This is a genomic window from Bacillus sp. ISL-57 (genome assembly GCF_018613135.1).
Classification (GTDB): Bacteria; Bacillota; Bacilli; order Bacillales; family DSM-1321; genus Peribacillus; species Peribacillus frigoritolerans.
In genome coordinates, this window is the sequence record NZ_JAGGQV010000002.1 from 697,409 (window position 1) to 707,861 (window position 10,453).

Sequence of the window (10,453 nt, forward strand, 5' to 3'; positions counted from 1 at the left end):
CATTTCATTACTCAGGAGGAATTTCAAATGAAGAAAATAGCTTCGTTATTATCAGTCTGTGCACTTGCACTCGGCTTGGCAGCTTGCGGGAGCGATGCATCCCCAAATACTGAAGACAAAAAAGAATTGAAGATCGGGGCGACTACCGGGCCGTACGCCGATATGGTTAAGGAGGCCATCAAACCAGGTCTGGAAGATCTCGGATACAAAATAGAGATCGTCGAATTCACCGACTATATCCAGCCGAATAAATCACTTGGCAACAACTCGATCGACGCCAACCTGTTCCAGCATAAAGTGTACATGGATAACTTCGCTAAAGAAAATGATTTAAAGCTTTCCGACCTTATCATAGTTCCAACAGCACCAATGGGCATATATTCTAATAAGTATAATTCATTGAAAGAAGTGAAGGACGGTACATCCCTTGCAGTGCCCAATGATCCGGTTAACCTGGCCCGTGCACTAAAAGTGCTGGTGGATGAAGGGTTGATTGAAGTCGATCCAAATGTCGACCCTCTAAAAGTATCTGAAAAGGATGTAACGAAAAATCCAAAAAACATCCAGCTAAAACCATTGGAATCCGCTCAGTTGCCCCGCGCAACAGACAGCGTTGACCTATCGGCGGTCCCTGGCAACTTTGCTCTTGCAGCGAAAATGGACCTCAAGGATGCCCTAGTTTTAGAAAAAATGCCGGATATGTATCGAAACGTGGTTGCAGTGAATACAAAAGATGTAGACGCTCAATTTGCCAAGGATATTAAATCAGTAGTGGAATCCGACCAGTTTGAAAAAGTGATCGATGACAAATTTGCCGGATTCGGAAAACCAGACTGGATGAATTGATCAAATAACCAAGGCCTGCTTCCCTTTACCGGAAACAGGCCTTTCATTTAGGATGAATACCTTACTGGAGGTCCGCAGCGGTCCCGCTTATTACGCTTGTAAAGCAAATGTCCTTGAAAACCTGGAAGGGAAACTGAATAAAGGGAACATCCGTAAAGTGCTCGTTATTCATGGACGAAAATCCTGGGAAGTTACTGAACCCTTTTTTCCTTCCTTAGAAAATATTGAGACGATTTTTTTCACATACGGCGGGGAATGCAGTGACCCGGAAATTGAACGCGTAGAAGGCAGCTCTTGAACATGGTGCAGATGCATTAATTGGCATTGGCGGCGGTAAGTTGCTCGACCTGGCCAAATCGGCCGGAAACTCGCTTCAAAAGGAAATCATCCTCATTCCAACCTTGGCTTCCACCTGCGCTGCCTGGACACCGTTGAGTGTCATTTATGATGATAATGGCTCATATGCCCGTTATGATATTCATGAAAAAAGCACTTGGATGTTATTGATTGAACCAAGAATTCTTCTTAATTCGCCAATTAACTATTTACGTGCTGGAATCGGCGATACATTGGCGAAATGGTACGAGGGCAATGCACTGGCCGAAAAGCTTGCCACCAAGTCCGTTTGTATTGAATTGGCCCATTTGGCTGCGAGGCAATGCCAGGAAGTTTTATTGACATATGCCGAGGAAGCCTTAGCTGATTTAGAAAAAGGGAAATGGACAGATGCGCTGCAGCGTGTAATTGAAACGAACATCATCATCAGTGGTCTTGGCGACGGGTTTGGCGGCCAGTATTTGCGCGTTGCCGGTGCCCACTCCATTCATAATGGCATGACTTCCATCACCCAAGCGAATCATTTACTTCACGGGGAAAAAGTGGCATATGGCATTTTAGTCCAGCTTGTGCTAGAAGGGAAATTCTCGGAAATCAAACAATTGCTGCCCATCTACCAGGTACTTAAATTGCCGATGACATTGCTTGATATTGGCCTAACTGTTGAACATAAAGCGGAACTTCAACAGATTGCTACCCACTCTGTCAAAAAAGGGGAAGACATCCATCTTCTCTTCCCTGATATCAACAAGGAAAAAGTGGCAGCCGCCATGGAAAACCTTGAAATCCTTACAAACCATGCAAATCCATCCATGGACTAAAAAAGCGATTGGGGTTTTTTACCCATCGCTTTTTATTTGATTCCTCATTGTTTAAAATCATCCTTTTCACCAAGCATACATAATGTTCCATTAATACTTCAGTATAATAAAAGAAGATCTCAACCTACTGTCTGTTTCCATAATCCAAGAAGATCACTTTCATGTTGTCTGTGCATGCCTGCTTTTCTCTCGGCAGATTCCGGACGGCCCTTTTCCCAATTCCATATATCTTCGAGAGTTTCTGATAGGGGACGGAATGTTAGTCCATTATTGATGGCTTTATCGTTGTCGACAGCCAAAAACCCATTCAAAGGTTCCTTACCTCCTGGTAAAGGGAATTCTTCCGGTATCCATAAGGGCATTTCTCCCCACGGCTCTACTCTATTGTCATTTAAAAATTTTTCAGAGACCCATGTAAAGGCAGCATTACTTCTTGTAACCTTTTTGCAGCCTTCAAGTATTTGCCCCATAGTCAGTGTGTATTCTGGTCCAACAGCATTAAACGTTCCTGTCACGCCTTTTTCCATCATTCGGATGATCCATTGAGCCAAGTCCCTTGCATCGATAATTTGGATTGGACGTCCAGGACGTCCAGGCGCTAAAACTTCTCCCCCTTCCGCTATTCTTTTAAGCCAGTACGGCAATCGGTCAGTGTAATCAAATGGACCTACTATTTGCCCAGCACGAATTGACAAGACTTTCCCCGGCAGTTCGTTTTCAGCTGCTTTTTCGCTTAATGATTTTAACGGTCCATAATATTCACCGTATATCGGTCCAGCCGTTCCGCGGGTTATTTCTTCTGCTTTATCTTCATTTAGTGCATGAACCTCTCCATTTTCATCAATACCTGGTTCGGTAGGATCACTATAAACCGAGATGCTTGAAATATATGTATAATGTTTAACTTGATTAAGCAATCTGCAAGATTTCGATACAGTTCGAGGGACAAAGCCTGATGTATCAATGACCGCATCCCACTGTCTTCCTTTCAGCTTTTCAAGATCCCCGTCGCGGTCCCCTTTTAACTGTTCTATTTCGGCGAAAACATAAGGATCATTTCCACGATTAAAAAGTGTGACATCATGCCCCTTCTCTATTGCAGCTTTTGCTAAATATCGGCCTAAAAACCGTGTACCACCCAGTATTAAAATGTTCATAAGATCCCCCCTCTTTAACGATATTCCATAAAGCATACGCAATACCCTTTCCTGAAATTAATAATACTTGCAACTTCTCTTTGGTTTTCCCTTCTCGGAAAAACTAAAGATATCCTAATCTTTTGAACTTTATTCTTTTTCGCTATAATGATATGGAAAGGGAGAAAGAAGGTGGAAACGATGCTTGAAAATCTTAAACAAAAATTCCCGAACGCCCTTACCAATAAAAAGGATACTGATGATATTTCTAATTATGTTTGGTTCGAAGACTTCAGAAGTATAATTGGTATTCCCCGTTCAGAAATCACAGCCGAAGAAATCCGTTTATTGGAACTGCTTTTTGTTCCTTCCATAAACCCAAATAACCTCAATGCACATCCAGGCTCATCATGGAAAAACTTTTTATCAGAACCGAATGCACCATTGCCTTTAACGAACTGGGAGAATGTTCGATTCCTTCATTTCAAGTTGACTCATGCTGATTTTTCCAACACCGATTTTGAAGGGGCCTTCCTCGCTTTCGTTCCATCTGACTCTGCTATTATCTGGGAAAATGAAACGGCAGGCGTCTTAATTGAAACGGACAAGGATGAACCATTATCAAATAAAGAATTGATCGCCATTACTTCCACGCTTGAAAGTGACTTTTATGTAAAGACCCGTATGTTCACCGGGCGCTTTCACCCTGTAGATCAAGACCTTCGCCATCACTGGACTCAGGAGAAAAAGTGTTTTGAAGTGGCACAGGTGCATATGCCGGATATAAAGGTGGCTGATCTGGCAGACATCATCCCGTACTCATTAATAAATGATCCATCGTTTAAGAATGCAAATTGGTTTATCAATGAAATTCTTGGCAAGACCAAGCAGGATACTGAGCTTATCAAAACGGTAAAAACGTATATCGAATGTAATTCCAATGCCACATATGCCGCCAAACAGCTTTATATACATCGGAACAGCTTACAGTACCGAATCGATAAATTTTCTGAAAGAACTGGTCTCGATATTAGAAACTTCCGTCATGCCCTTACTGCATACTTGATACTTATACTGAATGATTAATTTCCAATGTAAGCACTTTTTTGTGCAATATGCCCATACTTTTTTCAAAACCCATAGCTTAGACTATAGCTAATTGGTACAAGTAATTTAAGAGTTTAAAAGGGGGATTTTTCATGGCAGAGTTAGTGTTAGATCATATATTCAAGATTTATGATAAAAAGGTGACGGCTGTTAAAGATTTCAACCTTCGTGTTGCCGATAAGGAATTCATCGTTTTTGTGGGACCTTCCGGTTGCGGTAAATCTACGACATTAAGGATGATTGCCGGACTGGAAGACATTTCCCAAGGGGATTTATACATAGACGGCAAACGAGTCAACGACGTCCCCCCTAAAGATCGCGATATTGCGATGGTTTTCCAGAACTATGCCTTATATCCTCATATGTCCGTATTTGACAATATGGCATTCGGATTGAAGCTCAGGAAAACGCCAAAAGCTGAAATCAAGCAAAGAGTCAATGAAGCGGCAAGGATTCTTGGACTTGAAGAGCTGCTAAACAGGAAACCTAAAGCGCTTTCAGGTGGTCAGCGCCAGCGTGTTGCACTTGGCCGTGCAATTGTAAGGGACGCAAAAGTTTTCTTGATGGATGAGCCATTATCCAATCTCGACGCAAAGCTGCGGGTTCAAATGCGTGCGGAAATAGCTAAACTTCATAAACGGCTCGACACCACAACGATATATGTCACACATGACCAAACAGAGGCAATGACCATGGCGACACGTCTTGTTGTAATGAAAGATGGTATCATCCAACAGGTCGGTGCCCCAAAGGATGTTTATGAGAAACCAATAAACGTGTTCGTCGGCGGCTTTATCGGATCGCCTGCCATGAACTTCTTTACCGGAACATTAAAAGAAGGCACAATCAAAATAGGCGAACAAGCGCTTGAAATACCTGAATTTAAGATGAAAATGCTACGTGATCAAGGATATGTCGGAAAAGAAGTAATCCTTGGCATCCGTCCGGAAGATTTCCATAATGAAGGAGCTTATTTCACGGAGTCCCCTAGCACTACATTCACGACCCAAATTGATGTAGCCGAACTCATGGGCGCGGAGATCATGCTCTACTCGACATTAGAGGGGCAGGACTTCGTTGCAAGGGTCGATGCCAATAACATTATCCAGGCAGGCGAAAAGATCGAACTTGCCTTAGACATGAATAAAGCACACTTTTTTGATAAAGGGACCGAACATCGCATTTTAGTTGAAGAAGATGAACAGATGCAGGAAAGCATGAAGTTATCTGCCAATTAAACATGAAAAGACCCATTCATTATGGGTCTTTTTACGTTTATTCAAATAAAGGGAGATTCATTCCTGGACCAATACCACTTCATCATGTCCGCATTCAGGGCATTTCATGAGATGAGGGCATTGCCCTTTTTGAAGGGATTGAGGGTATCCGTCGTTTTCTTTAAGTATGTCGATATCCATATAAGCACTGTAATCATCAGCATAATCCATGAATTTCCCTTTATCCTCAAGTTCACTGCCGCATTCCGGGCAATCCACATGAATTTTTCTTAGGCCGTTGCAAAGCGGGCATATAGACATTGTTTTACCTCCTGTTCCCGATACTTATGATTTCAGTATTTGTCGATTCCATTATTTTAACACATGGAAACACCCTCCCTAATGCTAGAGGGAGGGTGTTTCCATCCAATTATTTATTAACCATGTTAGCAGGATCGACCCATGCTTTAAATTCATCCTCCGTCAGGAACCCCAGTTTCAACGCCGCTTCTTTTAACGTGGAGTTGTCCTTGAAGGCAGTTTTGGCGATCTTGGCTGCCTTTTCATAACCGATATGCGGGTTCAACGCTGTTACCAGCATAAGGGAACGCTCTACATTTTCTTTGATCTTATCTTCATTTGCAGTGATGCCAACCGCACAATTATCGTTGAAGGAATGAATGCCTTCCGTCAATAATTTGACCGTTTGCAGGAAGTTATAGATGATGACTGGTTTGAATACATTCAATTCAAAGTTACCTTGGCTTGCTGCAAAGCCAATTGTAGCATCGTTACCCACGATTTGTGTTGCAATCATGGTAAGCGCTTCACTTTGGGTCGGATTGACTTTACCTGGCATGATGGAGCTGCCGGGCTCGTTTTCCGGAATGGCTATTTCGCCGATTCCGCTTCTAGGTCCACTTGCCAGCCATCTGACATCGTTGGCAATTTTCATTAAATCCGCCGCCAATGCTTTCAAAGCACCGTGTGCGTAGACGATTTCGTTATGGCTAGTCAATGCATGGAACTTATTATCAGATGTGACAAAAGGATATCCTGTATCCGCTGCAATTTGTTTGGCAGAAAGTCCCGGGAATTCTTTCTTTGTATTGATTCCGGTTCCTACAGCCGTTCCGCCTAGGGCAAGGTTCAATAGTTTTTGGCTGCTTTCCTCAATCATCGCCAAATCTTTATCGAGCATCGCTTTCCAACCGGAAATTTCTTGTCCTAATGTTAATGGTGTAGCATCTTGAAGATGGGTCCGGCCGATTTTCACGACATCCCAAAATTCTTTTTCTTTCGTATCGAATGTATCACGAAGTGCTTTGATGGCAGGAACCAATTTTTCAGCGACTTCCATAAAGGCTGCAATATGCATGGCGGTCGGGAAAGTATCATTTGAGCTTTGAGCCTTGTTAACGTCATCATTCGGGTGAAGGGTTTCCGATTCACCATTTTCTTTTAACCATTCATTCCCTTTGTTAGCGACCACTTCATTCACATTCATATTACTTTGCGTACCGCTTCCCGTTTGCCAAACTACAAGCGGGAAATGTTCATCAAGCGTACCTTCAAGGATTTCGCCGCAAATCTTGACGATGGCGTTCTTTTTAACTTCGGAAAGATCACCAAGATCATAGTTCACCTTTGCGGCAGCTTGTTTAACGTATGCAAATGCACGAACTAATTCAATCGGCATTTTTTCGTTACCGATTTTGAAATTGTTACGACTTCTCTCAGTTTGTGCTCCCCAATATTTATCAGCAGGAACTTTCACTTCACCCATCGTATCTCGTTCGATTCTGTATTCCATGTGTTCTCCTCCTATGTTTGTACTATTCATTGAAGAATTTTTGCATATGAAATGAATAATGTCGGATTATTCTTTCTCTCCATACATTGTACAAACTTTATTATTTTAAAGCAAAAATATCCCGCTGACCCTTTCCATATTTCTGAAAACATCCTAGGCCATTCATATTTAGATGAAAATTCGGATATTCTTTTTTGACACATTAAGTGTAGGCACCGCTAGGCTTCAATTGACCTGGCCATGAACACAAACACAACATCACTCCCAAAATGTCCTTGACAGTATTTTGTATATATAGTAAATTCAAAAGAAATTGAATAATCTAAACTCTTATCGAGAGAGGTAGAGGGAATGGCCCGATGACACCTCAGCAACCTTCATTTGTTTCAAACCAATGAAAAGGTGCTAATTCCACAAGTTTATGTACTTGGAAGATAAGAAGAATGACTCGTCCCTACTTAATCAAAGTCTTCTTCTTAAAGAAGACTTTTTTTTATTTTATTTAACTCAAAGGAGCAGTGAAAACCATGTATAAACCTGAAACATATCTTGCTCAATTAGGAAATCGCAGTGAAACGGCGACAGGAACAGTCAATCCGCCGGTATACTTTTCAACAGCTTTTCGACACGAAGGAATCGGTCAATCGACGGGATTCGACTACACAAGGACAGGTAACCCTACCCGCCAGCTATTGGAGCGATCGATCGCCGATCTGGAAAAAGGAGACCAAGGCTATGCCTGCAGTTCAGGAATGGCCGCCATCTCCACTATACTCGCCCTTTTTAAATCCGGGGATGCGTGGATTGTCAGTGAAGATCTTTATGGCGGTACATATCGGCTGTTAGAACAAGGTTTTAAAAAATGGGGATTGCAGTGTGACTATGTAAACACTTGTTGTTTGGAGGATATCGAAAAGGCCATCACTCCTCACACGAAAGCCATCTTCATCGAAACTCCCACTAACCCTCTTATGCAGCAAACGGATATTAGCGCGGTTGCCGCATTGGCTAAACGATATGATTTATTGCTAATCGTTGATAACACTTTTTACACGCCTCTTATTCAACAACCCATCTTGCTTGGAGCGGATATTGTGATTCACAGTGCAACCAAGTATCTCGGTGGTCATAATGATGTGCTCGCCGGACTGATCGTTGCTAGCGGCGCTGAATTATGTGATGCACTTGCCTTCCATCATAATGGCACTGGAGCTGTCTTGAGCCCATTTGATTCTTGGCTGTTGATGCGCGGAATGAAAACCCTGGCATTGCGGATGGAGCGTCATGAAAAGAATGCCAAGATACTTGTAGATTACTTATCGGAGCATGATTGTGTTACGGACGTATTGTATCCAGGCCGAGGCGGCATGATTTCTTTCCGTATCATTGATGAAGCGGCAGTCAACCCATTTTTACAATCGCTCTCATTAATTTCCTTTGCAGAAAGCCTGGGAGGGGTTGAAAGCTTCATCACCTATCCTGCCACACAAACACATGCCGATATACCGCTTGAGGTCAGAACGGCAAACGGGGTTTGTAATCGACTGCTCCGCTTCTCCGTTGGCATCGAGGATAGCGACGATTTGATTGGTGACTTGCAGCAAGCATTCGCACATGTAAAAAGGGAGGCACTACGATGACAGATCATGAATTTAGCTTTGAAACGAAATTGCTTCATAATCAACATAAATTCGATCCGGCAACGGGCGGTGTGAGCGTCCCCATCCAGCATGCATCGACTTTCCATCAATCCGATATCGATCAATTCGGCAAATATGACTACAGCAGAAGCGGGAACCCAACCCGCGAGGCACTTGAAGACATCATTGCCGAACTTGAGGAAGGCACTCACGGTTTTGCCTTTTCATCAGGTATGGCTGCCATTTCAACAGCCTTCCTGCTATTGTCTGCCGGGGATCATATCGTCATTTCCGAAGATGTGTATGGCGGAACGTTCAGGATGGTCACAAGCGTATTGAACCGTTTCAATATTGAGCATACCTTCGTTGACATGACGGACCTTGAAAGTGTCAAAGCGGCCGTTCAGCCAAATACCAGGGCCATATACATCGAAACGCCTTCAAATCCGTTACTTAAAGTGACCGATATTCAAGCTGTATGTGATATTGCAAAAAAAGCCGGCGCCTTAAGTTTTGTTGATAATACATTCTTGACGCCCGCATTGCAAAAACCGCTGAATCTGGGCGCTGATGTAGTCCTTCATAGCGCGACGAAGTTTTTATCCGGACATAGTGATGTGGTAGCTGGGCTTGCGGTCGTGAAAGACCCGGAATTGGCGGCAAGACTCGGTTCGCTCCAAAACTCCTTTGGAGCGGTCCTTGGTGTCCAGGATGCCTGGCTCGTAATGAGAGGCTTGAAAACCTTGTCAGTTAGAATGGAACATTCACAAAAAGGGGCAGAAAAGATTGCAGCCTACTTAAAGGAGCAGCCCTTGGTGAAAAACGTGTATTATCCCGGCCTAGCCGATCATCCACAGCACGCCATCCAGAAAGGCCAGTCACTCGGAGCGGGGGCGGTCCTTTCATTTGAATTGGAAAGTGAGGAAATCTTCCGTTCCTTCGTGAACACTGTTGAGCTCCCTGTTTTTGCCGTAAGCCTGGGAGCGGTAGAATCCATATTATCCTACCCGGCCAAAATGTCCCATGCGGCCATGCCTGCTGATGAAAGGGAAAAGCGAGGCATCACGAATAGCTTGCTCCGCCTCTCTGTCGGACTGGAAAATCCGGACGATTTAATTAAGGACTTCGATGCGGCCCTCGTAAATATTGCCAAAGGGGAAGCAATTGCTGCAAAATGAATAAGGATGGGTGCCTCATATATTATGGGCACCCTTTTCCCTTGCATCATTATTAACTCTCATAAAAAAAGGCCATCGATTTCCGATGGCCTGACTCTCATTTCTTCATATTATATTTATCCAGGAAGCGATCCACCCGTCCGCCTTTTTCAGCAAACTTCTGCTTTCCTGTATAGTAAGGGTGCGTATCCGAGCTGATTTCCACTTTTAATAATGGATATGTTTGACCGTCTTCCCAAACGATCGTTTCATTGGACGTCTTCGTGGAGCCTGTCAAAAATTTATACCCACTATTGGTATCCATGAATACCACTTGTTTATAATCAGGATGAATTTCTTGTTTCACTATTATCACCTCA

11 protein-coding genes and 1 riboswitch are annotated in these 10,453 nt (G+C 43.2%); of the genes, 7 read left to right on the forward strand and 4 right to left on the reverse strand.

All coding sequences use genetic code 11. The features are described 5' to 3' along the window. Nucleotides 1-27: 27 nt before the first annotated feature. Genes J7I90_RS06680 through J7I90_RS06690 form a run of 3 tightly spaced genes read left to right on the forward strand, consistent with a single transcriptional unit; the run spans nt 28 to nt 2,003 of the window. Entirely contained in the window at nt 28-846 is an 819-nt protein-coding gene (locus tag J7I90_RS06680; protein ID WP_214769540.1) for a MetQ/NlpA family ABC transporter substrate-binding protein, read from the forward strand. A 52-nt stretch (nt 847-898) separates the two neighbouring features. Next, nucleotides 899-1,144 (forward strand): hypothetical protein, encoded by a 246-nt coding sequence (locus tag J7I90_RS06685; protein WP_214769543.1) that lies wholly within the window; start codon nt 899-901, stop codon nt 1,142-1,144. A 40-nt stretch (nt 1,145-1,184) separates the two neighbouring features. Beyond that, nucleotides 1,185-2,003 (forward strand): iron-containing alcohol dehydrogenase family protein, encoded by an 819-nt coding sequence (locus J7I90_RS06690; protein ID WP_251025116.1) that lies wholly within the window; start codon nt 1,185-1,187, stop codon nt 2,001-2,003. Nucleotides 2,004-2,122: 119 nt separating this feature from the next. Here J7I90_RS06690 and J7I90_RS06695 read toward each other — a convergent pair whose 3' ends face one another. Next, nucleotides 2,123-3,160 (reverse strand): NAD-dependent epimerase/dehydratase family protein, encoded by a 1,038-nt coding sequence (locus J7I90_RS06695; RefSeq protein WP_214769546.1) that lies wholly within the window; start codon nt 3,158-3,160, stop codon nt 2,123-2,125. 180 nt (nt 3,161-3,340) lie between these two features. Here J7I90_RS06695 and J7I90_RS06700 point away from each other — a divergent pair, with 180 nt between their 5' ends. After that, the gene (locus J7I90_RS06700) at nt 3,341-4,225 is read left to right on the forward strand and encodes a PucR family transcriptional regulator (protein ID WP_214769549.1); all 885 of its coding nucleotides are present in this window, start codon (nt 3,341-3,343) and stop codon (nt 4,223-4,225) included. 113 nt (nt 4,226-4,338) lie between these two features. Next, nucleotides 4,339-5,484 carry an ABC transporter ATP-binding protein gene (locus J7I90_RS06705; RefSeq protein ID WP_214769552.1) on the forward strand — a complete coding sequence of 382 codons (1,146 nt, stop codon included), beginning with the start codon at nt 4,339-4,341 and terminating at the stop codon, nt 5,482-5,484. Between the two features lie 57 nt (nt 5,485-5,541). On the opposite strand, the gene J7I90_RS06710 is transcribed toward J7I90_RS06705, so the two are convergent. Together J7I90_RS06710 and fumC are read right to left on the reverse strand one after the other, a co-directional pair. After that, entirely contained in the window at nt 5,542-5,784 is a 243-nt protein-coding gene (locus tag J7I90_RS06710; protein ID WP_034314767.1) for a hypothetical protein, read from the reverse strand. Nucleotides 5,785-5,893: 109 nt separating this feature from the next. Further along, on the reverse strand, nt 5,894-7,276 hold the full coding sequence (gene fumC / locus J7I90_RS06715; RefSeq protein WP_214769555.1) for a class II fumarate hydratase: 1,383 nt from the start codon (nt 7,274-7,276) through the stop codon (nt 5,894-5,896). Nucleotides 7,277-7,603: 327 nt separating this feature from the next. Beyond that, a riboswitch (SAM riboswitch) is annotated at nt 7,604-7,717 on the forward strand. Between the two features lie 86 nt (nt 7,718-7,803). Here fumC and J7I90_RS06720 point away from each other — a divergent pair. Both J7I90_RS06720 and metC read left to right on the forward strand, forming a co-directional pair. Continuing rightward, nucleotides 7,804-8,916, forward strand: a complete 1,113-nt coding sequence (locus J7I90_RS06720) for a methionine biosynthesis PLP-dependent protein (RefSeq protein WP_214769558.1) — start codon at nt 7,804-7,806, stop codon at nt 8,914-8,916. After that, complete coding sequence (metC, locus tag J7I90_RS06725; protein ID WP_214769573.1) at nt 8,913-10,094, forward strand: cystathionine beta-lyase; 1,182 nt, start codon at nt 8,913-8,915, stop codon at nt 10,092-10,094. Before J7I90_RS06720 ends, metC begins: the two co-directional genes overlap by 4 nt. Nucleotides 10,095-10,191: 97 nt before the next feature. Here metC and J7I90_RS06730 read toward each other — a convergent pair whose 3' ends face one another. After that, nucleotides 10,192-10,440, reverse strand: a complete 249-nt coding sequence (locus J7I90_RS06730) for a type B 50S ribosomal protein L31 (RefSeq protein WP_214769586.1) — start codon at nt 10,438-10,440, stop codon at nt 10,192-10,194. Nucleotides 10,441-10,453: the final 13 nt, after the last annotated feature.